This window comes from Amycolatopsis benzoatilytica AK 16/65 (assembly GCF_000383915.1).
Taxonomy (GTDB): domain Bacteria; phylum Actinomycetota; class Actinomycetes; order Mycobacteriales; family Pseudonocardiaceae; genus Amycolatopsis; species Amycolatopsis benzoatilytica.
Map to the genome: position 1 here is coordinate 1,259,667 of NZ_KB912942.1, position 23,840 is coordinate 1,283,506.

The window sequence follows — 23,840 nt, forward strand, 5'->3', positions numbered from 1 at the left end:
AATGTTCCCTTCCCGGCTGTTGGACCGGGGCACAGAGCGTGCCCTGCTGCGCACGCCGGATCTGCCGCGTACGCCGGGCGACGCTATGGTCACCGTCCACCCCGCTGTCGCGAAAGGACCCACCGCGTCATGAACCACGACACCTCGTTCGTCACCCCGGCCGCCGGCCTCGGTTTCGGCGGCCTCGGCCTGGTCTTCACGGTGCTGGTCATCGTCGCGATGTGGAAGGTGTTCGCGAAAGCGGGCCGGCCCGGCTGGGCGGCGATCATCCCCATCTACAACGTCTACACGCTGCTGAAAGTCGCCGGCCGTTCCGGCTGGTGGCTGCTCCTGCTGCTCATCCCGATCGTCAACCTGGTCGTCGCGATCATCGTGTCGCTCGACATCGCCCGGGCGTTCGGCAAGAGCGGCGCCTTCGGGTTCTTCGGCCTCTTCCTGTTCTCGGTCATCGGCTACCTGATCCTCGGCTTCGGCGGAGCGCGCTACACCGCTCCGCCGTCCGCCGGAATCCGCTGACCCCTCAGCGCAGCGCGGCGAGACCGCGGGCGAGGACTTCCGCCGGGCTCGGCTGTTCGGCCATCTCGGCCCGCACCTCGGCCGCGGCCGTGCGGAACGAGGCATCGTCGAGCAGTTGCCGCACCAGCTCCCGCACGGTCGGGACGTCCACAGTGGCCGGATCGTGGCTCAGCCCGACACCGCGCTTGGCGACTCGCTCCGCGGACATCGGATTGTCCGCGAACGAGGGCAGCACGAGCTGCGGCACGCCGTAGAACAGCGGTGTCGCCGTGGTGCCGGAACCGCCGTGGTGGACGATCGCGGCGCAACTCGGCAGGAACACCGACAGCGGCAGGTAGCCGACCGAGCGCACGTTCGCCGGTAGCTCGCCCAGCTCGGACAGATCGGCGGCACCCGCGGCGAGCACGACCTCGACGTCCAGGCCGCCGAGCGCGTCGAGCACGACCTTCAGGCTGCTGACCCCGCTCATCACCGGCACGACGGTGCCGAGCGTGACCGCGATCCGCGGCCGGTCCGGCCGCGCCAGCGCCCACTCCGGGACCACCGCGCCGCCGTTGTAGGGCACGAACTGCATCGGCCACCACGGGACGCCGTCGCGTTCGTCGGCGAACTCCTCGTCCGCCCGCAACCCGCCCATGCTCGGCGCGCGCGGGTCGACCCGGGCGACAACCTCCGGGCCCTCGTCGCCGATGCCGAGCTTCTCGCGCATCAGCGCGCTGAGCTCGCCGCCGAGCAGATCGGTGTGCTCGGTGTGCCACGCGGTGTCCCGAGTGGACCAGGAGACCCGGTTGCCGACCTCCAGCGCGGGCACACCGAGCGCGGCCGCGGTCAGCGCGCCGGCCGCGTGGTCCGACGGGTACGCCACCAGCTCCGCGCCAAACGCCCGGCCCGCCTCGATCGTGCCCGCCGTCATCGACGCGGTGAACAGCCCGAACGGACCGGCCATCCGCCGGGCCAGCTGGTACTCCTCAGGCTCGTCCTCCGGGGCCGCGGCGCCCTGCACCCGGGCCATCAGATCCGCCCACACATCCCGGCCCGGCAGCACGTCGACCACCGGCAACCCGGCCTTCGCGGCCACTCCGGCCATTTCGGACGAGGTAGCCAGCAGCACCTCGTGCCCGGCGGCGCGAGCCGCCCAGACAAGCGGGATCAGCGGCAGCGTCAGCCCGTACCCGGGCGCGGTGGCGAACAAGATCTTCACCTCTGCGAGACTGCCAGAACCGCGGCGGTCCGCGCATCCCGTTTCGCCGGGGAGATCGGTAACGACCGGGGCCCCCGCAACGACACATGCGCAGATCGTTCTTCTCCGAAAGGCACCCCCACCCCATGCGCAGAGCCCGAATCGTGGCCGTGGCGACGCTGGTCAGCCTCGGCGTCGCGATGTCCGCGTCCGTCTCCGCGGCCGACGCGGCGTCCAGCACCGGCTGGTGCGCCCACAAGGACAACGTGGCCATCTTCGGCACGTCGGCCGACACCGGCTACGGAACCACCGGCTACCAGTCCAGCACCGACACCTTCGCCCGCACCCGCTACGGCTGGTCCACGAAATTCGCCGACGAGGTGAAAGCGGCCTGGGGCACCGCGACGCAGAACTACGCGCACAACGGGGCCATGGCGACCGACTACCTGCCCGGCGGCCGCTGGTCCGACACCACCGGCGCGCTCGCCGACCTGACCACGCACCAGCCCGACCTGGTGCTGATCGACCTCGGCGGCAACGAACTCAACGCCCAAGTCGACCCGGCGGTATTCCAGGCGAACCTCGGCACGCTCATCGACAACATCCGCGCCGCCCGGCCGACCGCGAGCATCCTGCTCTCGATCTACGCCGAACTGAAATGGGCACCCAACCCGTGGGGCGGATCGACACAGAAGTACACCTGGTCGCAATACGCCTCGGCGATCTACCAGACGGCGGTCGGCAAGGGCACCGCGATGGTCGACCTGCGGCAGTACATCCCGCCCGCCGCCTCCGCGAACCTGCCCAACCCGAGCCCGTGGCTGTCGGACAACATCCACCTCAACGACGCGGGAAACCTCGCCGAGCACGGCATGTGGTGGGGCTGGACGGCCAGTCTCGGAAGCATCTGCTGAGGTTCAGCGACCGGAGGGGGAGTGTCAGCGGGGAGTGAGTGCCGGCGGGGAGTGAGTGCCGGCGGGGAGTGAGGGCCGGCGGGGAGTGAGGGCCGGCGGGGATTGAGTGCTCGCGGGGGGAGTGCCCGGGAGTGAGTGCGGGATGAGTGCCGGGGGAGTGGTGCTCGCGAAGTGGGTGTGGTGTCGCGAAGTGGGTGTGGTGTCGCGAAGCTGTGTTGTTGGCGCCGGCTCCGCCGTCGCGGCGGGATCGCTTTTAAGTCGGCGTCTGGAGGGGCGATGTGCACGGCCCGGGGGGCCGTGCACATCGCCCCTCCAGACGCCGACGCGATCCCGCGTCAACCAAGACCGTCAAAGTCAAGCCGTACTACCGCTCCTTGGACGGGCTTCCCCTCTCGGACTGTCGCAAGTTCGTCGCCGGTCAGCGCTCGCCGGTAGAGCCTGGTGTCGTCCAGGGCACCGGTCAGGTGCTGGGTGCCGTCCAGGCGTTCGCCTAGCCATAGCTGGAACGACACTGTCTGGCTGACTGAACCGGGCACGTCCGGGCCGGATGCGGCTTGGGCGCCGTCTACCAGGATGCGCAGTTGGCCTGCGGTGCGTTGCAGGGCGATGTGGTGCCACTTCTGGTCGTCGTAGGCCGATGTCGTTGTCACCGACTTGCTGCCGGCCGGGGTGGTCATCATCGCTACCAGCCGGTTCGAGGCCGGCTCGGCACGCAGCCACAGCTGCGGTGCGGTCGAGCCCATGCCGCCCAGCCACATCAACGCCTGCGGATCCTTCGATGCGCCGTAGCGAACCCAGGTCGAGAACGTGAAGTCCCCGGCTCCGACAAGCTGCTTCGGCGAGTACGGGACGCGGACGAAGGCATTCTCCAATTCCACCGCATTCCCGAACCGGCCGGGGACCGCCGCCGCGTCGCCGAGGACCCGGGCGGGCGGTCCGGCGAGGTCCGGAGTGGACACTCCCGGATTCCGGCGCCAGCCCAGATAGTTCTCGTCGAACCGGGCGAACCGGATCTCGTCGCGGGCGTCCACCGCGCCGCCTTCGTACATCAAGCCGATCTCGGCGTCGCGCTGCCCAGGAGCACTGAGCTGCACGAGATCCGAGTAACCCGACCAATCGGACGTGACCCGGGTGCCCTGATCGGCGTTCTCCCACGTCCTGCCGTCGTCATAGGACGAACGGATGGTCATCCACCGCCGGCGGTCGGTGTCCGCGGGGGAAGCGAACAGGATCCGCTGGCCGCCCGGGCGGTCCAGGCGCAGCAACGAGCCCTGCACCATCGGTGTGACCAGGTCGGGGATGGCGGTGAATCGCTGACTGAACGTCTCGCCGCCGTCACGGCTCAAGGCGTAGTCGCGATTGCCGACGTCGGTGCCGCTCTGTTCGCGGCCGCCGGCGTAGACCGTGCCGTCCGGGAGTTCGACGACGCTGACCTCGGACGGCTTCTGCGTGAAGGTGCCGCCGACCGGATGCGGGTAGCTGTCCACCGCGCCGACGCGCCAGCTGGACCCGCCGTCGTCGCTGTAGACCAGGCCCGCGTAGTTCTCCACCGAGTTGGTGCCGTCGCTGCGTTCGGCGTTCACGCCGAAGACAGGCCGTCCGGCGTGTTCGCCGTGCCGCAGTTGGATCCCGTGCACCGGACCGGAGGCGTACCACGAATCCCAGGCGGGCAGTTTCGCCTGCGCGCTGATGTCCACCGGCGCCGACCAGGTGCGGCCGTCGTCGGTGCTGTACTGCGAGTACGGAGTGCGCGGGCACGGCACGTCGCAGCCCTTGGTGTCGGTGCGGCCTTTGTTGTATGTGGTGATCAAGACGATCCGGCCGGTCCGGCTGTCCACGATGGGCACCGGATTGCCGTGTGTGTCGCCGCCGCCGCGGTTGACGACCTGCAACGGGGACCAAGTGGTTCCGCCGTCCGTCGAGCGCTTCAGCACCAGGTCGATGTCGCCGGTGTCGCCGCAGTTGTCCTTGCGGCCCTCGGCGAACGCCAGCAGCGTGCCGTGCGTGCTGCGGACCACGGCCGGGATGCGGAAGCAGGCGTAGCCGGTTTCCTGATGCGGGTTGAAGAGGGCTTGCTGGTCGAAGTAGGGAGCGGCGGAGGCGGGGGCCGGGAAGAGCAACGCCAGCAGCGCGCACGCCACGACCGCACGGAGGATGGCTCTGTATCTCAACGGGCGTCCTTTCCGAACTGTCCGGAGAGGACCGCGACACCGTACGGTGCCAGGTCCACTTCGGACGATGGCGGGGCGGGATCGGTGAGCACATCAGTGCCCGGCGACGGCAGCGAGACCGTCACCGGCACGGAGTTGTGATTGAGCAGGAACAGATAGTCCGTGCCGCCGCGCCGCACGACGGCCTGGACACCGTCCGGCAGCCCGGGCAGCACCGGCGAAACATCGGCCTCGGCGGTGATCCGGTCGAACAAGGTGCGCATCACCGTCGGGTCCGGCCGGGTGCCGAGATACCAGGCGACGCCGGAGCCGAACTCGTTGCGGGTGACCGCGGGACGCCCGGCGAGCGGTCCTTCGGCGAAGGTGGCGACGATGTCCGCGCCCTCGGATTCGATCCATTCCGACCAGACGCTCGCGCCGGCCCTCGTGCCGTCGAGGTGCATCGTGGTCGAACCGCCTTCCGGCAGCGGCCAGAACTCGTCCACCCGAAGGCCGAGGAGATCGCGCAGGGGAGCGGGATAGCCGCCCTCGTACACCCGGTCGTTCTCGTCGGCGATGCCGGAGAAGAACGACACCGCGAGGTGCCCGCCACCCTCCACATAGGAGCGAAGGTTCGCCGCGACGGCTCGGTCCATCAGATACAGATTGGGCACCACGACCAGCCGGTAGCCGGACAGATCGTGCGAGGGGTGCACGACGTCGCAGGTGATGTTCGCGTCGAAGAACGGCGCGTAGTGCGCCAGGTGCGCGTCCAGCTGGGTCAGGTCGTCCGACGGGTGCGAGTTCAGCTCCAGCGCCCACCAGCTGTTCCAGTCGTGCAGGATCGCGACGTCGGCCTGGACTCGGCTGCCGGCGATCTGCGGTGCCGACGCCAGTTCCTGGCCGAGTTCGCGCACCTCGCGGAAAATGCGGGTATCGGCACCGCCGTGCGGCACCATCGCGGAGTGGAACTTCTCCGCGCCGCCGGGCGTCTGCCGCCATTGGAAGAACAGCACCGAGTCGGCTCCGCGCGCGACCGCCTGCCAGCTGCCCAGCCGCATCGTTCCCGGTGGCTTAGGGCTGTTGCGGGTGCGCCAGTTGACCGCACTCGTCGCCTGCTCCATCAACAGCCACGGCTGGCCGCCCTTGAGCGAGCGGACCAGGTCGTAGCCGAAAGCCGCTTCGAGATGCGAGCGCGCGTCGTACGGGTCCGGATAGGAATCGAGGCTGACGATGTCCTCGTGCTGGACCCACTTGTGCCAGTCGAGCGACTTCTGCACCAGGCCGACGAAGTTCGTCGTGACCGGCACGTCCGGCGTGATCCGGGCGAGGATTTCGCGTTCGTTCAGGTAAGCGCCCAGCGAGGCGTCCGAGGAGAACCGGTGGAAGTCCAGTTTGTGCGCCGGATTGGGGAAGGTCGGCGCGACACGCGGCGGTTCGATCTCGGCGAAGCCGGAGTACCGCTGTGACCAGAACGTGGTGCTCCACGCGGCGTTGAGCGCGTCGATGGTGCCGTAACGCTCGGCGAGCCAGCGGCGGAAGTCCACCGCGGACGCCTCGCAGTAGCACTCCCGGATGTGGCAGCCGAATTCGTTGCCGATGTGCCACAGTTCCAGCGCCGGATGATCCGCGTACCGGGTGGCGACCCGATCCACCAACCGGGCCGCGTACCTGCGAAAGACCGGGCTGGACGGGCAGAACTGCTGCCGCGCGCCGGCCGAGAGCCGGGTGCCGTCGGCGCGCACCGGAAGGATTTCCGGATGCTGGTGGGAAAGCCACGGCGGCGGTGAAGCCGTCATCGTGGCCAGGCAGGCCCGGATGCCCGCCTCGGCGAGATTGTCCAGCGTCTGGTCGACCTTGCCGAAGTCGAACTCGCCTGGTCGCGGTTCGACCTGCGCCCAGGAGAAAATGCCCACCGTAACCAGGGAAACCGCGGCCTCGGCCATCAGCTTCCGGTCGTCCTCCCAGATTCCGTCCGGCCAGTGCTCCGGGTAGTAGTCCCCGCCGTAGTAGACCCGTTCCATCAGAGCAGCCCTGCTTCCGCCAGCTTTCCCTTGATCTGCAACAGTTCGTCGTCATTGAGCGGCAGCTGGGGCGGTGCCAGCACCGCGTTGTCGATGAACCCGCGCATCTTCATCGACGCCTTGAACGCGCCGAGCGCGGCCGAACCGCGGCCCATCCGGCTCGGCGGAGAGACGTCGGTGATGCCGAACAGCGTCAGCAGTCGTTCCTGCTCGCGCCGTGCGGCCTGCGGGTTTCCGTTCCGGAAGTGGTCGTAGATCAGCACGTAGCCAACCGGGTCGACGTTCCCGAGTCCGGGCACCGCGCCGTCCGCGCCCTGCGCGAGCGCGTTGTCCACCAGCAGTTCGGATCCGGTGAACACGGCGAACTCGTCCAGGCCGCGCTCGCGCCGCCGCTGCAGGACCAGCCGGAACCCGGCCTCGTCGCCGCTGGAGTCCTTGAGCCCGGCCAGGACTCCGTCCGCGGCCAGGTTCAGCAGCATCTCCCGGTCGAGCTTCGTGTGCACGGCGACCGGGATGTCGTAGGCGAAGATCGGCAGCGCGGTCCGCTCGTGCAGCAACCGGAAGTGCCGGTCGATCTCCGCGACGTGCGTGCGGGTGTAGTAGGGCGCGGTCACCACGATGGCGTCCGCGCCGGCCGCTTCGGCGGTCTTCACGTGCTCAGCGACCCGCAGGGTGGTCATGTCGATGCAGCCGGCCAGCACCGGCACCCGGCCAGCCACCTGGTCGACCGCGGTCTCGACGGTGATCCGGCGCTGTTCGTCGGGCAGGAACGCCACCTCGCTGGACGAGCCGAGCACGAAGACCCCGTGCACGCCGGCATCGAGCTGGACTTCGATGTGCCGTCGCAGCGAGTCGGTGTCGACCGTGAAGTCGTCGCGGAACGGCGTGCACAGCGGCGGGATGATCCCGGTGTACTTGGGCGCAGTCATGAGGCGGTCACTCCGATTTCTGGATGGATACAGCGGTAGCTGTGCTCGTCCGGCCCGGACTGCGCTGGCAAGGCGAGCGAGCACTCCTCGGTGGCTTTCGGGCAACGGGTGTGGAACGGGCAGCCCGGCGGCGGCGCGGTCGCCGACGGCACCGGTCCGCTGAGGACGATCGGTTCCACCGGGTGCAGCAGGCTCGGCGTCGCCGAGAACAGCGCCCGGGTGTAGGGGTGGTGCGCGTTGCCGGGCAGCTCCGAAGCCGGGGCCTGCTCGACGATCCGGCCGAGGTACATGGTGACGATCCGGTCGCTCATCCGCCGGACGGTCTGGATGTCGTGCGATACGAACACCATCGCGAGTTCGAGCTGTTCGCGCAGGTCCAGCAACAGGTTCAGGATCTGCGCCCGCACCGAAACGTCCAGTGCTGACGTGGGTTCGTCGGCCACCAGCAACGCCGGCCGCAACGCGAGCGCTCGTGCGATCGCCACTCGCTGCCGTTGCCCGCCGGACAGCTGCGACGGCAGCGCGTCGGCCACGCTGGAGGGCAACCCGACCAGAGCCATCAGTTCGCGGACGCGTTCGGTGCGTTCCTCGGGAGTGCCGATCCGGTGCACGTCCAGCGGATCGCGGACCACCTTGGCGACCGGCAGCCGCCGGTTCAGCGCGGTGGACGGGTCCTGGAAGACCATGCCCACCGTCCGGCCCAGCTCGGCAGGCCGCAATGCGGACAACGGTTTCCCGGCGTAGCGAACGGTGCCGGAAGTCGGCCGCTGCAATCCGACCAGCACCTTGGCCAGAGTGGACTTGCCGCAGCCGGATTCCCCGACCACGCCGACGGTTTCGCCCTTCGAGATGCGGAGGCTGGCGTCGGTGAGCGCGTACACGCGGTCGTGCCCGAACAAGCTGGTGCCGCGGATCTTGTGCACCACGTGCACGCCGTCGACTTCGACCAGGCTCATGCCTGCGCTCCTTCCGCGACGACCGCGACCGGATTGTCGGCGGGGTAATGGCAGGCAACCAGGTGGCTGGCGCCGGATGGTTCCGGCGCCGTCTCGAAGCAGTGCCCGCGCGCGACCGGGCAGCGGTTCGCGAACCGGCAGCCGAGCGGGAAGTCCGCCGGTGCCGGCACGACGCCCTTGATCTGGGTGAGCGTGGCCTCGTTCTCCTCCAGCGAGAGGACCGCGCTGAGCAGACCACGGGTGTAGTGGTGCCGCGGCGATCCGACGACCTCCGCGGTCACGCCGGTCTCGGCGACCTGGCCGCCGTACATCACCACCACGCGATCGGCGATGTCGGAGACCAGTGCGAGGTCATGCGAAACCAGCACCAGTGCGAAGCCGAGTTCTTCCTGCAGCCGCAACAGCAGAGCCATGATCTGCGCCTGCACGGTCACGTCGAGCGCGGTCGTCGGCTCGTCCGCGACGATCAGCTTCGGGCTGCGCGACAACGCCATCGCGATCAGGACGCGCTGCCGCTGACCGCCGGACAGCTCGTGCGGGTAGGACCGCAGCGTCCGGCCCGGATCGAGGTTGACCAGTTCCAGCAGCTCCTCCGGCGTGCGGGTGCCGCCGCGCCGGGTGAACTGCTTGAGCTGCGCGCGGATCGTCATCGCCGGGTTCAGCGAGCTGAGCGCGTCCTGGTACACCATCGCCAGGTCCTGGCCGAGCCGGCGGCGACGCGCGCCCGGCTTCATCGTGAGCAGGTCGTCTCCGGCGAAGAGGATCTCGCCGCCCAGCCGTGCGGCATCCGGCTGCAGGCCCATTATCGACAGCGCGGTCAACGATTTCCCGCAGCCCGATTCGCCGATCAGCCCGAGCACTTCGCCGGAACGCACCGAAAAGGACACTCCGTCGACCACGTGCACACCGTTGTGCCGCTCGGGGAACGAGATCGCGAGATCACGCACCTCCAGGACAGTGTCCCGGCCGGACAGGTCTCGTGCCTTGGCGGCCAGCCGCTGCCCGGCTTCGAGGAGTCCGCGCAGCGGCAGTACCGCGACGGTGTTCTCCGCGGCCAGCTCGATCTTCTGCGCGGCTTCGGCCGCCTTGGCGGTCCGGGCGGACGGCGCGGCCCACGCGTCGGAGATGCCTTCGGACAGGATGTTCAACGCCAGCACGGTGAGCAGGATCAGCAGACCGGGGAACAGCGTCGCCCACCAGCCGCCGGTCAGCACGAGGTCCTTGCCGTCGGCGAGCACCGAACCCCACGACGGGTCGGGCGGCTGGATGCCGGCGCCGATGAACGACAGCGACGCCTCGAACACGATCGCATCGGCGACGGTCACCGTGCAGTACACGAGAATCGGTGCGGCACAGTTGATCGCGACGTGCCGGGCGAGGATGAACAAGCGTTTCGCACCGAGCACCCTCTCGGCCGCGACGTAGTCCTCGCCGTATTGCGCGAGCACATTCGCGCGCACCACGCGGGCCACCGGCGCCATGTTGAGGAAGCCGATGGCGAGGATCAGCACCAGGATGCCGCGGCCGAACACGGCCACCAGCACCGCGGCCAGCGCGATGCCGGGAAACGCCATCAAGACGTCGAGCACCCGCATGACCGCGCCGTCTGCCCGGCGGCCGGTGGTCGCCGCGAACGAGCCGACGACGACGCCCGCGACCAGCGCCAGCGCCGTCGCGCCGAGGCCGATCGCGAGCGACCAGCGGGTGCCGGCGATCAGCCGGGAGAAGATGTCCCGGCCGGACTGGTCGGTGCCGAACCAGTGCGCCGCGCTGGGCCCGCCGGTGTCGGTGCTGAGCGCATCCGGATTGTGCGTGGCCAGCACGGTGCCGAGCACCGCGACCAGCCCGAGCACGACCAGCACGCCGAGCGCGATCCACGACGAGAGGGGAAGCCGCCGGAACCGGATGCCGGGCCGGGACAGCCGGGCGGTGAGGTTCGGGCGGAGGACCGGACGCATCACGAGCGGCTCCGCAGACGAGGGTTGGCGATCAGGTAGAGCACGTCGACGATCAGGTTGACGAGCACGAACCCGGCAGCGATGGTGATCACGAAGCCCTGCACCTTGGCGGTGTCGCCGTCCTGGACGGCCTGGATCATGTTCTGCCCCATGCCGGGCAGCGCGAACATGGTCTCGATGACCACCGCGCCGCCGAGCAGATAGCCGATCCGCAGGCCGAGCACGGTCAGCGGGTTGACCAGCGCGTTGCGCAGCACGTTCCGCCCGACCACCACGACCGGGGCCAGGCCGCCGCCGCGCGCGGTGCGCACGTAGTCCTTGTCCAGTTCCTCGACCATCGACGTGCGGATCACCCGGGTCAGCTGCGCGGCCACCGGCAGCGACAACGAGATCGCCGGCAGGGTCAGCGAGGCCAGCCAGCCGGAGAACGAATCGGCCGGGCTGACATAGCCGCTGGTGGGGAACAGGCCGTTGCCGACGGCCAGCCACTGCACCAGCAGCAATGCGATCCAGAAGGCGGGCGCGGCGACGCCGGCGAGCGTCACGACCCGGATCAGGTGGTCCGGCCACCGGCCGCGGAACAGCGCCGAGGTCACCCCGAGGACGATCGACACGACGAGCGCGATCGCCAGCCCGAGCAGGGTCAGCTGCACGGTCAGCGGGAGCGCGGTGGCGATGGTCTGGCCCACCGGTTCCTTGGTGATCACGCTGGTTCCGAAGTCGCCCTGGATCAGGTGCCAGACGAAGTGCACGTACTGCAGCGGCAGCGGGTCGAGCAGGCCGTTCTGCTCGCGGAACTGCTGCAGCTGGTCCGGGGTGGCGTTGGCGCCGTTGAACGCGGCCAGTGCCGGGTCGACCGGCGAGAACCGCATCACGATGAACACGAACAGGATCACGCCGAGCAGCAGCGGGATCAGAGCGAGGATGCGGCCGGCCAGCATCCGCACGACGACTGTCACTTGCCGAGCCTCCTTCTCAGACCGGCTTGGCCTGGTTCAGGTAGATGCCCGGGTAGCCCTGGGCGCGCACCCCGGTGATCGCCTTCGCGTCCCAGGCGGTGCCCATCTGGGTGAAGACGATCGGGTAGATCACCGCCTGTTCGGAGATCTGGTCGAACAGCTGCTGGTACAGGCCGGTCCGCTTCGCCTCATCGGTCTCGCCGGCGGCCTTGTCCTGCAGTGCGAGCAGCGCCTTCGCGTCGTCGCCGGTCCATCGCGCGTACTTCGTCATGATCGTGGACGTCGCGTCGTAGTAGTAGCGGACGAGCAGATCCGGGTCGTTGCCGAACTGCAACGGGTTGTTGGTGGTGGCCACCACCTGGAAGTCGTCGCCGTTGTCCAGCTTGGAGAACAGCGCCTTGGTGTCCTGGGAGTCCAAAGTGGTCTGCACGCCGACGGCGTCCCAGCCCTCCTTGATCACCTTCACGCAGTCCAGCACGAGCGAGGTGTTCGTGGTGGACAGCGAGATCTTCAGCCCGGACACGCCGGCGGCGGCGAGCAGCTGCTTGGCCTTGTCCGGGTTGTACTCGAAGCTTTCCGACGCGGGCTGCGAACCGGGCAGCTTCGGGTTGATGAACGACGTGCCGGCGGTGCCGGTGCCGCGCAGGCCGATGTCGATCATCTTCTTCTTGTCGATCGCGTAGTGCAGCGCCTGGCGGACGCGCTTGTCCGTGAACGGCTCGTGCGTGGTGTTGAAAAGCAGGAAGAGGTTGTTGCCGCCGTCGGCGAATTCGACCGTGCGGCCTGCCTTGCGCAGCTGCTCGGCGTTGGCCGGCGGGATGTTCTCCGCGATCTGCGCGTCCGGGCGCGCGCCGGAGATGGCCGCCACCCGCGGTGCGGAGTCCACAATAGACTTCCAGAGCATCTTGTCGTACGCGGCCGGGCGCGGGCCGTTGTAGCCGTCGAACTTCTCGAACGAGGTGTGCGAGAGCGGGGCCTGCTCGGTGATCCGGTACGGCCCGGAGCCGACGACCTTGCCCGCGGCGGCCGCCTTCCAGTTGGTCTCGAACACGTGCTTCGGCACGATCTTGCAGATCTGGATCCGCTGCAGTGCGTACGGGAACGCGAACTTGAGCTTGAACTCGACGGTCTTCGCGTCGACCTTGGTCACCGACTCCAGCCACTGCGTGAAGAAGCTGTGGATGAGAACGTTCTCTTTCGGATCGAGCGCGCGGGCGTAGGTGAACACCACGTCGTCCGCGGTCACCGGCTGGCCGTCGTGCCATTTGGCGCCGTCTCGCAGTTCGAACCGGAGCGTGGTGCTCTTCAGGTCGGCCGGCAGCGCCTTGGCCAGTCCGGGGAAGGGAGCGCGGGTGATCGGATCACCTTCGACGAGCGATTCGTAGCAGTGCAGCATCGCGGCCATCGAGAACGCCGACGCGGTCTGCAGCGGGTCCCAGGTCTGGTTGTTGCCGTAACCGATCACCGCGGTGACCGAACCGGACGAGCTGCCGGTCTTGTTGGTCGACGCGGGACCGCCGCACGCGGCGAGCGTCGACGAAACCGCCGCGGCCGCGCCGGCGAGGCCGGCGTAGCGCAGCAAAGCGCGCCGGTTGAACGAAGTCCCCATGGCGGTTCGGGACATGGCGTCTCCTGACTTGATGCGGTGGTCCACCCAGAAAGCGTTGGAAGTAGGACGTGGGACGTCCTATGACTTGCGCGAAACCCTAGGTCTCGTTTCCCGCCCGGTCAAGGGGTTCGTCCGCCGCTGCCGCGGGGCCGTGATCATGACGTAGGATGTCCTCAGATGGCGACGTGCCAGGTGCAGTCAAGACCCCGGGAGAACGTGTGGCGCGCCCGCAACGCAGTGAAGAGATCACCAAGCAGATCATCGACCTGATCGTCGACCGGCAGCTGCCGACCGGCGCGCCGATGCCGACCGAGCTCAGTCTCGCCGAAGACCTCGGGGTCAGCCGGAACTCCGTCCGCGAGGCGGTGAAGGCGTTGCAGGCGCTCGGCATCGTCGAGGTCCGGCACGGATACGGGACGTTCGTCGGGGCCGCCGGGTCGGAGGCGCTGCAGACGTGGCTGCTGTTCCGGACGCGGAGCAGGGGCAGCACCGACGCCGGCCGGTTGCGGGACCTGCTGGAGGTCCGGGAAATGATCGAGACGGAGCTGACCTGCCGGGTCGCGCGGGAGCACCGGCCGGAGCTGATCGCGGACCTGCAGGAGTGCGTGACGCGGATGCGCCGGAAAGGACCGGATGCCGCGGTCGCGGATCGGGAGTTTCACGACCTGATCTGCGCGGAGGCGGGGTTCGACCTGGCCCGGGAGCTGACCGGGTTGTTCTGGGATGTGTACCGGGCGGCGGAGGGCGAGATGGGCGGGCCGGTTTCCTCGTCGACGGCCACCGCCAAGCGGCATCAGGCGATCGTCGACGCGCTGGCGAGCGGAGACGCGGAGGAGGCCGCGGTGGCGGTGCACCGGCATTTCGACGAGGTGCGGAAGCGGGCGAAGGCGGGCCGGTACGGAGGGTTCGGAGAGGCTCGGCCGCAAGCTGCGCGCCTCGGCTGACGGAGTGGTCCGCTGCCGGAGGTGTGGCGGCTGACTCGTCNGTGAGGGGTCCACTGNGGGACTGCGGTGTCCGTGAGGGGCCCCTTGGGGGACTTGGGGTCCGTGAGGGGCCCCTTGAGGGACTGCGGTGTNCGNGNGNAGAGCCCNTCGAGCGGCTGCGGTGTCCGCGAGAAGAGCCCGTCGAGCGGCTGCGGTGTCCGTGAAGGGCCCCTTGCGGGAATCTGACTCCCTGAATGTCCCCTCCCGGACTTGCGGGGTTCTGGTTAGCTGGGGTTGTGGGTGTTCCGGAGATCGCGTTCCTGCCGCCGTCCGCCGCTGATGATCTTGAGCTGGTCGGCGCGCTGGCCGAGCTGGTGAACCTCGTCTACGCCAAGGCGGAAGCCGGATTGTGGGCCGGGGCGGTGGATCGCACCGACGTCGCCGAGATGGCCGCGTTGGTCCGTGCGGGCGAGATCGCCGTCGCTCGGCTCGACGGCGCGGTGGTCGGGTCGGTGCGGGTTCAGCGGCTGTCCGCGGAGCTCGGCGAGTTCGGGTTGCTCGCTGCTGCTCCCGAGGTGCGCGGGGCGGGGATCGGCCGGTCGCTGGTGCGGTTCGCGGAGGAGCACAGCCGGGCGGCGGGGTGTGTGCGGATGCAGCTCGAGCTGCTGGTTCCGCGGAACGGGACGCATCCGGCGAAGCAGTTCCTCTCGGACTGGTACCGGCGGCTCGGCTATCGCGTCGTGGAGGTCGCCGCGTTCGACGGGCCGCATCCGGATCTTGCTCGGCTGCTGGCGGTCCGATGCGACTTTCTCATCTGGCACAAGGAACTCGCCTGATCTTCGCGGTGGTTTTCGTCCGGTTCTGTCCTGGCATCAATTCTGACCAGGTGGTAGAAATTGGCGCAGGCGGCGGACGGCCGCGGCCGACCAGACCTCAAGGAGAGCGGCAATGGGCAACCCCTCCGTGCAGCTGTACTCGGTCCGCGAGGCGTTCGCGGCCGACCCGGACGAGACGCTGCGGCGGCTCGCCGCGATCGGGTTCAAGCGGGTTGAGCCGTACGGCGTCGTGGAGAACGCGAAGGCGCTCGGCGCGGGACTGCCCGCGCACGGTCTGACCGCGCCGACCGCGCACGCGAAGCTGATCGGCGAAGATCAGGATCGAGTGTTCGCCGCGGCTCGTGAGCTGGGCATCGACGTCGTCATCGATCCGCTGGTGCCGGCAGCCCGGTGGCAGGACGCGGCGGACGTCGCCGCCACCGCGGAGGCGCTCAACGCCGCGGCGAAGGTCGCGGCCGGGCACGGCGTCCGGGTCGGGTACCACAACCACTGGTGGGAGCTGGAATCCCGGATCGACGGGCGGACCGCGTTCGAGTTCTTCGCCGACCGGCTCGACCCGGCGATCGTGCTGGAGGTCGACACCTACTGGGCCACCGCCGGCGGGGTCGACGCGCCCGCTCTGCTCGGCCGGTTGGGCGAGCGGGTGCACGCGATCCACGTCAAGGACGGCTCGCTGGCGACCGACGCCACCGGTCAGGTTCCGGCCGGGCAGGGCCGGGTCCCGCTGGCGTCGGTGCTCGCCGCCGCGCCGGGCGCGTTGCGGGTCGTCGAGTTCGACCAGTACGACGACGGCGACGTGTTCGACGGCATCGCGGCCAGCTTCGCGCACCTCGCCGAGGTCGAGAAGTGACGGTCGGGGTCGGCGTTGTCGGCGCGGGGTTCATCAGCGACACCTACCTGGAGAACCTCAGCTCGTTCCCGGACGTCCGCGTCGAGGCGGTCGCGGATCTCGACGTCGGGCGCGCGCGGGCCCAGGCGGACAAGCACGGGGTACCGCGGAGCGGTTCGCTGGCGGATCTCCTTGCCCTGCCGGAGATCGAGATCGTCGTGAACCTGACTGTCCCGGCCGTGCACGTCGAAGTCAGCTTGGCCGCGGTGGAGGCGGGCAAGCACGTCTGGACGGAGAAGCCGCTCGGGCTCGATCGGCAGACCGCGCGCAAACTCCTCGACCGGGCGCGGGAAAAGGGCCTGCGCGTGGCCAGCGCGCCGGACACCGTGCTCGGCGCCGGGCAGCAGACCGCCCGTCGCGCGGTCGAGGCCGGACGGATCGGGACGCCGGCCACCGCGCTGGCGTTGTTCCAGACTCCGGGCCCGGAGAGCTGGCATCCGGCGCCTGAGTTTCTGTACCAGGCCGGGGCTGGGCCGTTGCTGGACATGGGGCCGTACTACCTGTCGCAGCTGGTCTGCCTGTTCGGACCGATCCGCAAGGTGACCGGCGCGGGCGGCCGGGCGCGCGAGACCCGGGTGATCGGCTCCGGGCCGAGGGCCGGCACCGCGTTCCCGGTGACGGTGCCGACGACGGTGACCGCGCTGGCCGAGTTCGCTCGCGGCGGTAGTGCTCAACTGGTGCTGACGTTCGATTCGGCGTTGCGCCGCACCGGTTTCGTCGAAGTGTCCGGTCCGCTCGGCACGGCTGTGCTGCCGGACCCGAACCGCTTCGACGGCGACACGGTGCTGCACCTCGCCGGGCACGACGAGCCCGAGGAGCTGCCGGCGGCCGGGCACGCGGCGTCGCGCGGCACTGGCGTGCTGGACCTGGCGCGGGCGATCCGGGCGGGAGCGCCGGAGCGCGCGTCCGGAGAGCTGGCCTACCACGTGCTCGACGCGATGCTGGCGATCGAGGAATCGATCACGCGAGGTTCTTCGGTGGAGGTGTCGAGCAGCGTCGACGTGGCGGCGCCGCTGCCCGCGGACTGGGACCCGTACGCGCGGACTGTCTGAATATTCCGGTTTACGGGAACAGTGGGACGGTCAGCAGGGTTTGCAGATAGAAGCGGAGGGAACCGACCAGATCGACACGCGCGGGGGTGGTGAGCCACTGGACCTGGAGACCGTCCATCAACGCGATGAAGGCGAGCGCAGCGTGCTCCGGATCCGTTCCGGGACGGAGCTCGCCGGTTTCGGCGAGGACCCGGAACGACTGGCCCACGCTCTCGCGTGCCTCGCGGTAATGCTTGGCGAAGTAGGCGTGCGCCGGGTGGTCCTCGGCGACCGCTTCGGCGGCGAGCCGCGAGTACAAGTCGACAATCCCGGGGTGGCGCACGTTGTGCTCGGCCAGCGCGACGAAATGCCGCAGCACCGCCAGCCCCGGGGGAGCGGAGAGCTGCTCGCGGACGCTGTCCTCGGCGTCCCGGCGTTCGAGCACAGCGGCGAGCAGCGCTTCTTTGGTGGGAAAGTGGTAGAGCAGCCCGGCGTGGCTGATGCCGACGCGTTTGGCGATCTCCCGCAACGACGATCCGTGGTAGCCCGCCTCGCCGTACAGCACGGCCGCCGCCGAAATGATGTCTTCCCGGCGGATGCGGCCCTTGAGATACCCCTCGCTCACGAGGCGGCGATCGATCCGGCGGCGTCCACGCGCCCATCATGCCCGAGCCGGACCGGGGGTGCCGGGACCCGGGCGGGAAATCCCGTTGCCGGGCGCGCGGCGGGTGGTATTGGGTTGGCGGGACAGCGGCGCCGGCCTCGGGTGCTGAGCATTAGCTGCCCGCCAGGCTGGCCGGAGCGGCCGGGTGCTCAGCGCCGCGTCCGGCGGGTTGGCCGCACCGGTCGGCGCGCCCGGCTGGCCGCAGCCAGCGGATGCGTCCGGGTTGCCCGGCTTGGCACGCTCGCCGGTCCGAGGAGGCCTTGCCTCTCCCGCTCGACCCGCCGTCCCTCCCCGACGAGACCCGCAGCGCGGCACCAGACCTCGAACAGGAGCCGAACCCGATGACCGACCTTTCTCCGCCCGTCGCGTTGCCCCGCGCCGCGCGGATCGCGACGTTCACCGTCTTCGCGCTGTGCGGTTTCGCGGTCGGCATGTGGGTCGTGCACATCCCGGTCATCGAACGCGCGGCCGGGATCTCGCACACCGCGCTCGGCGCGCTCCTGCTCGTCCTCGGCGGCTCGGCGCTGATCGGCATGCAGGTCACCGGCCGGCTCGCGGACCGGTTCGGGCATCCCCGCGTGATGACGGTGGCCGGTGTTCTCGTCGGGATCTCGGTCGTGCTGCCCGGCCTCGCCGCGAACTGGTGGACGCTCGGCCTCGCGCTCGTCGCGTTCGGCTTCTTCAACGGCTCGCTGGACGTCGCGATGAACGCGCACGCGGTAGTCGTCGAACGCGCCTATCCGCGGCCGATCATGTCGGCGTTCCACGCGATGTGGTCGATCGGCGGCGCGATCGCCGCCGCGGTCGGCGCCGCGGTGCTGGGCGCGGGCGTGCCGACCCTCGTTTCGCTCAGCGGCACCGGCGCGCTCTGCGTCGTGATCGCGGTGGCGGTGCGCCGGTATCTGCTCGATTCGCCGGCACCGGCGGACGAGGAAACCGTCGCCGCGAAGAAACCGGCGAAGATTCCGGCGCGCGTGGTGTGGCTGCTGGGGCTCCTGGCGTTCGCGCTGATGCTGTCGGAGGGCGTCGCGAACGACTGGGCCGCGCTCTACCTCCGCGACGGGCTCGGCACTTCGGAAAGCACCGCGGCGCTGGCCTACGGCTCGTTCGCGGTGGCGATGACGGCCGGCCGGTTCGCCGCCGACCGGGTGGCCGGGCTGGCCGGCCCGGCGGCGGTCGTGCGGTACGGCAGCGCGCTGGCGGCGGTCGGCTTGGCGGTGGCATCGCTGGCGCCCTGGGTGCCGCTGTCGTTGTGCGGCTGGGCGTTGTTCGGGCTCGGGCTTTCCGGCGGCGTGCCGCAGCTGTTCACCGCGGCGGGCAACCTGGACAAGCGTGCGTCGGGCGCGTTGATGGCGCGAGTGGTCGGCGTCGGCTACGTCGGCCTGCTGGCCGGTCCGGCGATCATCGGCGGGCTGGCGCACTGGGTGCCGTTGAACGTCGCATTCCTGCTGCCGCTCGCGTTGTGCCTGCTGGCGGTCGTGTTCGCGCCGGCGATCACACCGCGCGGCTGAGCGGTCAGGTGGTGCACGTGCGCGGCCCGGTTTCCTGGCCGCCACCGGTCAGAACGACGGTGCCGGAGCCGGCGTCGCTTCCCGCGGCGAGGATCGTGCAGACGATCTGCGTGACCGCGTTCGGGCTGAGGGTGCGGACGTCGATGCCGAGGTGCGCGGTGAACCCGCTGATCGCCATCGGGGCGCCCAGCGGCGGGACTTCGGTGGTGTAACCAGTGGCGCGTTCCGCGTCGGTAGGGCCGGCCGCGAGCAGCCGGACCCGGTCGGCCGGCGCGGCGCCGATCCCGTCGCGCGGCACCGGGACAACGGTGCCGTTCAAGACGAAGTAGAGCGTGGCCGTGCTCGGACCGGGCGCGGCCGGTCCGCTCGGCGCGTCGCCGCCCGGGATCACTCCGCTGGGCCGGACCCCGCAGCCCGCGACGAGGACCGCGACCGCGGCCAGGCCGGCGAGCAAACGCTTGCTCCTCATGGCTGTTCTCCCCGTGGCAGCCGCAGCGTGAACACCGCGCCGCCTTCCGGCCGGTTCGCCGCGGTCAATTCCCCGTGGTGCAGCCGCGCGTTTTCCCACGCGATGGCCAGCCCGAGACCGCTGCCTGCGGACCGGCTCCGCGCCGTGTCGGCCTTGTAGAACCGGGCGAACACGTGCGGCAGCACCTCTTCCGACAGACCTGGTCCGGAATCGGCGACCTCCAGCGTCACGCCGGCCGCGTCGCCGCGCAGCCGGACGGTGACCGGCGGCGCGCCGTGCCGCAGCGCGTTCCCGACCAGGTTCGCCACGATCACGTCCAGCCGACGCGGATCGACCCGCGCGCGGATGCCTTCCGGCAGGTCGGTGCCGACCTCGAAGCCGCGCACCCGCAGCGTCGCGCGGACCGCCTCGGCCACGTCGACGTCGTCGACTTCGAGCGACGCGGTACCGGAGTCGAACCGGGTCACTTCGATCAGGTCGTTGACCAGCCGGGTCAGGTTGTGCGTCTCCTGGCTGACCAGGCGCACCGCCTCGCCCGCCGCGTCCGGCAGCCGGGCCGCTTCGGCGTCGAGCATGTCGGTGACCGCGGTCATCGCGGCGAGCGGGGTACGCAGCTCATGCGAGACGTCGGCGACGAACCGGCGCGCGTCGGCTTCCATCCTGCGCAGTTCGCCGACGTGCTGCTGCAGCGATTCGGCGGTGGAGTTGAACGTTTTCGCGACACTGGCCAGCTCGTCCCCGCCCCGGACTTCGACCCGGGCGTCGAGATCGCCGTCGCCGAGGCGCCGCGCCGCTTTCTGCAGCTCCGCGACCGGCCGCAGCACGCTCCCCGCCGCCGCGACGGCGATCACCAGTGCGAGCGCGAGCGCCGCCCCGCCGGCGAACCACGCTTCCCGGGACAGCTGGCCGACCGCCTCGATTTCGCCGGTCAGGTCGCGCACCTGGTAAACCTCGATGCCGGACGGAACTGTCGGATTCCGCCGGTCGCCGGTCGAGATCAGCAACGGCGACCCGAGCACCAGGACGGTGGTGCCGCCCCCGTCCACGCGCTGCCAAGCGACCTTTCCGGATCGCACGACCTCGCGCAGCTCGGGCGAGATCGCCCGGCCGATCGGGCTGCCCGCGGCCACTGTCCCGCTGATCACCAGCGCCGAATGCTTGCCCTTGCTCATTCGTTCCGCGAGCGCGTCCACGGCGCTCGCCGACAGCGGTTGCGGCGGCAACGGGTACAGCAGCTTGATCTGCGCGGTCAGCTCGTTCGCGGCGCTGTCCTGGGCGCGCTGGACGATCCCGGTGCGGGCGCGCACGTAGCCGATCCCGGCGACCGCAGCCGCGGTGATCACGCTGAGCAGCGCGAAAGCCAGGACGAGCCGGGTGCGCAGACTGCGGAACCGCCAGTTCACAGCGGCCCGAAGCGGTAGCCGAAACCGCGCAGGGTCTGGACGTACACCGGTTTGGCAGGGTCGTCCTCGATCTTCGCGCGCAGCCGCTGCACGCACGCGTCGACCAGCCGGGAATCGCCGAGATATCCCTGGTCCCACACGGATTCGAGCAGCTGCTGGCGGCTGAGCACGCGGCCGGGCGAGGCGGACAGCTCCAGCAGCAGCCGCAGCTCGGTCGGCGCCAGCCCGATCGGCACGCCGTTCTTGCTGACCACCAGTCCGGCCCGGTCGATGGAGAGCGCGCCGTGCTGGTCTGGACCAGGCTGCCCGTTCGGCGCGCCGGCGCCGCGGTTCTCGCCGGCAGTGCGGCGCAGCACCGCGCGGATGCGCGCCTCCAGTACCCGGGCCTGCGCGGGTTTGACCACGTAGTCGTCGGCCCCGGCCTCGAGCCCGGCCACCACGTCGATGTCGTCGTTGCGCGCGGTGAGCATGATGATCGGCAGATCGCCGGACGCGCGGATGCGCCGGCACACCTCGAACCCGTCCATGCCGGGCAGCATCAGGTCCAGGACCACGACGTCGGCCGGGTCGCCGGCCAGCCGGGCGAGGCCCTCCTCGCCGGTCTCCACGGCATCGACGGTGTGGCCCTGGTAGGTCAGGGCCAGCCGCAGGCCGTCGCGCACGGCCTGGTCGTCTTCGATCAGCAGTACCCTGGGCATGACTCCCACTATCGCAGTCCGCCCGTCCGGCCGCCCGGACAGTCCACAGCGGACAGCCAGGGCCCACCCTGCCCGGCGCGGCTCATCGCCCAGTGCGCGGGAGGTCATCGTTCGGTAACAGCCGCGCCGGGGCGAACTGTTACAGAGCTGTCAAACTCCGCGCGCAGTGCGTGGACACTGGCGCCCAAAAGTGGGCGTCATGATCGAGTTGCTGCGCCGGCCGCGAGTCCTCGCTGCCGTCACCCGCACGCTGGCCGTGCTGTTGCTGCCCGTGGCCTTCCTGCGCTCGCCGTCGCGCTGCCGGTACCTGGCCTGCCAGTGGGCGCTCGGCCTGCGCTACCCGACGGAGGACCTGGCCGGCCTCGCCGAGCCGGCCCGTGCGGCCTTCACCGCAGCGCGCACCGAGGCGTTCTGGCGCCACGGCCAGCTCATCGGCCTCACCTCGGGCCACCGCGACGCGGCTGACCAGTACCGGCTGTTCTCCGACGAGGTGCACCGCACCGGCTCGGTGACCGCCGCCCGCCACCGGGTGCTGCCTCCGCACGAGTCGGCGCACGTCCGCGGGACGGCGCTGGACGTCCGGCCGACGGAAGGGGCAGCGTGGCTGGAAGAGCACGGCCCGTCGTACCGGCTGTACCGCCGCTACGACAACGAGTGGTGGCACTTCGAGTACCACGCCGACACGGTCCCGATGCGGCTGCCGGACCCGGACGCGCTCCGCCCGCGCGCCCTGAGCCGGCTCGCCGGGTGAGGTTCAGGAGCGGTCCAGCGGCTCAGAACCGGCGGGTGAACGGCAGCGGCTTGCGCATCCGGACCAGCAGCAGCAACGGGATCACCACGTAGGGCAGATTGAAGGCGAGAAACTTGCCGGGATTGCCGGTGCGGGTCGCCGGATCGCCGAAGAACTCGACGCCGAACACGACGATCCCGGTCAGCGTGCTGATCATCGTCGCGTAGACGACCGCGAACAGCTGGACGCCGTTGCGGCCGGTCAGCAAGCACCAGACGAGGACGACGTAGAAAGGCAAGTAGACGAAGGCGGAGAGCCCGGTGACGATCCGCATCCAGTCCGGCGGGTGCATGAAGAGCGGGTCGGCGTCGTGGGCGTACCAGTAGTTCGAGTCGACGAAGAAGTTCCCGGTGGGCCGGGAGAAGTCGACGCCGATCGTCGGCAGCAGGTCGCTGATCAGCGAGGTGCCGGTGAAAACGGAGAACACCGCCGCGAAGAAGACGTCGATCTTCCGTTCGCGCAGGGGCAGGTTCGGCGCCTCGGGGCTCATGCCAGCGGATTGTAGGGCTTCGCGGCGGCCCCGCCGGCCGTAAAGTCGCGGGCATGAACGCGTTCCAGGTGTGCCTCTGGGTCTTCGCGGGCGTCTGCGCCGCCTGCTGGCTGCTGTCGGTCCTCGCCCACGAGTACTCCTGGGTCGACCGGATCTGGTCCGTCGTCCCGGTCGTCTACACCGGGGTCTTCGCCGGCTACGCCGGGTTCGCCGATCCGCGGCTGAACCTGCTGTTCGGCCTCGTCTTCCTGTGGGGCGTCCGGCTCACCTTCAACTACGCGCGCAAGGGCGGCTACGCCCCCGGCGGCGAGGACTACCGCTGGGCGGTGCTGCGCGGGCGGATGAAGCCGTGGCAGTTCCAGTTGTTCAACCTCTTCTTCATCACGCTCTACCAGAACGTGATCCTGCTGCTGATCACGTTGCCCGCATGGACCGCTCTGGACCACCGGAGCCCGCTGGGGCCGCTCGACATCGTGCTCGCCGTCGCGTTCCTCGGCTGTCTGGCCGGCGAGACGATCGCCGATCAGCAGCAATGGAACTTCCAGCAGAAGAAAAAGCGCGAAACTGCGGCCGGGCGAATTCCGGATCCGCGATTCGCGCAGACCGGGCTTTTTCGGTTTTCCCGGCATCCGAACTTTTTCTTCGAACAGGCGCAATGGTGGCTGGTCTTCCTGTTCGGCGTGTCCGCGGCCGGCGCGTTCAGCTGGACGGTTGCCGGGGCGTTTCTGTTGACCTGCTTGTTCATCGGCTCGACCGTCTTCACGGAAAGCATCACCCGGAGCCGCTATCCGGAGTACGCCGACTACCAGCGGCGGGTTTCGCCGGTCGTGCCGTGGTTTCCGCGACGGGATTCCGGAACGGGGCCGTCCGCCCGGGCTCGTCCGTGAAGGGCTCCTCGAGGGAATCTGAGTCCCTCAAGGGGCCCTTCACGGACATCCGCG

Annotated in this window: 22 protein-coding genes; 9 read left to right on the top strand and 13 right to left on the bottom strand. The window is 70.0% G+C overall.

What is annotated here, in order from left to right; translation table 11 throughout:
* The first annotated feature begins 129 nt into the window (after positions 1–129).
* Positions 130–516, top strand: a complete 387-nt coding sequence (locus AMYBE_RS0106060) for a DUF5684 domain-containing protein (RefSeq protein WP_020658454.1) — start codon at positions 130–132, stop codon at positions 514–516.
* Between the two features lie 4 nt (positions 517–520).
* On the opposite strand, the gene AMYBE_RS40955 is transcribed toward AMYBE_RS0106060, so the two are convergent.
* Positions 521–1,717, bottom strand: a complete 1,197-nt coding sequence (locus tag AMYBE_RS40955; RefSeq protein WP_020658455.1) for a glycosyltransferase — start codon at positions 1,715–1,717, stop codon at positions 521–523.
* Positions 1,718–1,842: 125 nt separating this feature from the next.
* Between AMYBE_RS40955 and AMYBE_RS0106070 the strand changes: the two genes are divergently transcribed.
* Positions 1,843–2,610 carry an SGNH/GDSL hydrolase family protein gene (locus tag AMYBE_RS0106070; protein WP_034286778.1) on the top strand — a complete coding sequence of 256 codons (768 nt, stop codon included), beginning with the start codon at positions 1,843–1,845 and terminating at the stop codon, positions 2,608–2,610.
* A 335-nt stretch (positions 2,611–2,945) separates the two neighbouring features.
* On the opposite strand, the gene AMYBE_RS0106075 is transcribed toward AMYBE_RS0106070, so the two are convergent.
* The 7 genes from AMYBE_RS0106075 to AMYBE_RS0106105 are packed head-to-tail and all read right to left on the bottom strand — an operon-like array spanning position 2,946 to position 13,210.
* On the bottom strand, positions 2,946–4,781 hold the full coding sequence (locus AMYBE_RS0106075; RefSeq protein WP_027927415.1) for a sialidase family protein: 1,836 nt from the start codon (positions 4,779–4,781) through the stop codon (positions 2,946–2,948).
* Entirely contained in the window at positions 4,778–6,784 is a 2,007-nt protein-coding gene (locus AMYBE_RS0106080) for a beta-galactosidase (RefSeq protein WP_020658458.1), read from the bottom strand. The genes AMYBE_RS0106075 and AMYBE_RS0106080 overlap by 4 nt, the downstream gene beginning before the upstream one ends.
* A complete protein-coding gene (locus AMYBE_RS0106085) occupies positions 6,784–7,713 on the bottom strand; it encodes a dihydrodipicolinate synthase family protein (protein WP_020658459.1) in 930 nt (309 codons plus the stop codon). The genes AMYBE_RS0106080 and AMYBE_RS0106085 overlap by 1 nt, the downstream gene beginning before the upstream one ends.
* Positions 7,710–8,669, bottom strand: coding sequence for an oligopeptide/dipeptide ABC transporter ATP-binding protein (locus AMYBE_RS0106090; RefSeq protein ID WP_020658460.1), 960 nt, complete (start codon positions 8,667–8,669; stop codon positions 7,710–7,712). Before AMYBE_RS0106090 ends, AMYBE_RS0106085 begins: the two co-directional genes overlap by 4 nt.
* Positions 8,666–10,627 carry a dipeptide/oligopeptide/nickel ABC transporter permease/ATP-binding protein gene (locus AMYBE_RS0106095; protein ID WP_020658461.1) on the bottom strand — a complete coding sequence of 654 codons (1,962 nt, stop codon included), beginning with the start codon at positions 10,625–10,627 and terminating at the stop codon, positions 8,666–8,668. The genes AMYBE_RS0106090 and AMYBE_RS0106095 overlap by 4 nt, the downstream gene beginning before the upstream one ends.
* The gene (locus AMYBE_RS0106100) at positions 10,627–11,586 is read right to left on the bottom strand and encodes an ABC transporter permease (RefSeq protein ID WP_020658462.1); all 960 of its coding nucleotides are present in this window, start codon (positions 11,584–11,586) and stop codon (positions 10,627–10,629) included. Before AMYBE_RS0106100 ends, AMYBE_RS0106095 begins: the two co-directional genes overlap by 1 nt.
* A 16-nt stretch (positions 11,587–11,602) precedes the next feature.
* On the bottom strand, positions 11,603–13,210 hold the full coding sequence (locus AMYBE_RS0106105) for an ABC transporter substrate-binding protein (protein WP_027927416.1): 1,608 nt from the start codon (positions 13,208–13,210) through the stop codon (positions 11,603–11,605).
* 203 nt (positions 13,211–13,413) lie between these two features.
* Between AMYBE_RS0106105 and AMYBE_RS0106110 the strand changes: the two genes are divergently transcribed.
* The 4 genes from AMYBE_RS0106110 (at position 13,414) to AMYBE_RS0106125 (ending at position 16,895) form a co-directional block, all read left to right on the top strand.
* Positions 13,414–14,139: a FadR/GntR family transcriptional regulator gene (locus AMYBE_RS0106110; RefSeq protein WP_020658465.1), complete on the top strand. Its 726-nt coding sequence runs from the start codon at positions 13,414–13,416 to the stop codon at positions 14,137–14,139.
* A 275-nt stretch (positions 14,140–14,414) separates the two neighbouring features.
* Positions 14,415–14,954, top strand: a complete 540-nt coding sequence (locus AMYBE_RS0106115) for a GNAT family N-acetyltransferase (RefSeq protein WP_020658466.1) — start codon at positions 14,415–14,417, stop codon at positions 14,952–14,954.
* Positions 14,955–15,066: 112 nt separating this feature from the next.
* Positions 15,067–15,804 (top strand): sugar phosphate isomerase/epimerase family protein, encoded by a 738-nt coding sequence (locus AMYBE_RS0106120; RefSeq protein ID WP_020658467.1) that lies wholly within the window; start codon positions 15,067–15,069, stop codon positions 15,802–15,804.
* A complete protein-coding gene (locus tag AMYBE_RS0106125) occupies positions 15,801–16,895 on the top strand; it encodes a Gfo/Idh/MocA family protein (protein WP_020658468.1) in 1,095 nt (364 codons plus the stop codon). Before AMYBE_RS0106120 ends, AMYBE_RS0106125 begins: the two co-directional genes overlap by 4 nt.
* 10 nt (positions 16,896–16,905) lie before the next feature.
* Here the strand turns inward: AMYBE_RS0106125 and AMYBE_RS0106130 are convergent, their stop codons facing one another.
* Entirely contained in the window at positions 16,906–17,499 is a 594-nt protein-coding gene (locus AMYBE_RS0106130; protein ID WP_020658469.1) for a TetR/AcrR family transcriptional regulator, read from the bottom strand.
* A gap of 380 nt (positions 17,500–17,879) precedes the next feature.
* Here AMYBE_RS0106130 and AMYBE_RS0106135 point away from each other — a divergent pair, with 380 nt between their 5' ends.
* On the top strand, positions 17,880–19,049 hold the full coding sequence (locus AMYBE_RS0106135; RefSeq protein WP_020658470.1) for an MFS transporter: 1,170 nt from the start codon (positions 17,880–17,882) through the stop codon (positions 19,047–19,049).
* 4 nt (positions 19,050–19,053) lie between these two features.
* Here AMYBE_RS0106135 and AMYBE_RS0106140 read toward each other — a convergent pair whose 3' ends face one another.
* The 3 genes from AMYBE_RS0106140 to AMYBE_RS0106150 are packed head-to-tail and all read right to left on the bottom strand — an operon-like array spanning position 19,054 to position 21,619.
* Positions 19,054–19,518: a hypothetical protein gene (locus AMYBE_RS0106140; RefSeq protein ID WP_034286782.1), complete on the bottom strand. Its 465-nt coding sequence runs from the start codon at positions 19,516–19,518 to the stop codon at positions 19,054–19,056.
* Positions 19,515–20,921, bottom strand: a complete 1,407-nt coding sequence (locus AMYBE_RS0106145) for a sensor histidine kinase (protein WP_020658472.1) — start codon at positions 20,919–20,921, stop codon at positions 19,515–19,517. The genes AMYBE_RS0106140 and AMYBE_RS0106145 overlap by 4 nt, the downstream gene beginning before the upstream one ends.
* Entirely contained in the window at positions 20,918–21,619 is a 702-nt protein-coding gene (locus AMYBE_RS0106150; RefSeq protein ID WP_027927418.1) for a response regulator transcription factor, read from the bottom strand. Before AMYBE_RS0106150 ends, AMYBE_RS0106145 begins: the two co-directional genes overlap by 4 nt.
* A 199-nt stretch (positions 21,620–21,818) precedes the next feature.
* Here AMYBE_RS0106150 and AMYBE_RS0106155 point away from each other — a divergent pair, with 199 nt between their 5' ends.
* Complete coding sequence (locus AMYBE_RS0106155; RefSeq protein WP_020658474.1) at positions 21,819–22,370, top strand: M15 family metallopeptidase domain-containing protein; 552 nt, start codon at positions 21,819–21,821, stop codon at positions 22,368–22,370.
* 22 nt (positions 22,371–22,392) lie between these two features.
* Here the strand turns inward: AMYBE_RS0106155 and AMYBE_RS0106160 are convergent, their stop codons facing one another.
* Positions 22,393–22,899 carry an EXPERA domain-containing protein gene (locus tag AMYBE_RS0106160; RefSeq protein ID WP_020658475.1) on the bottom strand — a complete coding sequence of 169 codons (507 nt, stop codon included), beginning with the start codon at positions 22,897–22,899 and terminating at the stop codon, positions 22,393–22,395.
* A 53-nt stretch (positions 22,900–22,952) separates the two neighbouring features.
* Between AMYBE_RS0106160 and AMYBE_RS0106165 the strand changes: the two genes are divergently transcribed.
* Entirely contained in the window at positions 22,953–23,786 is an 834-nt protein-coding gene (locus AMYBE_RS0106165; RefSeq protein ID WP_020658476.1) for a DUF1295 domain-containing protein, read from the top strand.
* Positions 23,787–23,840: the final 54 nt, after the last annotated feature.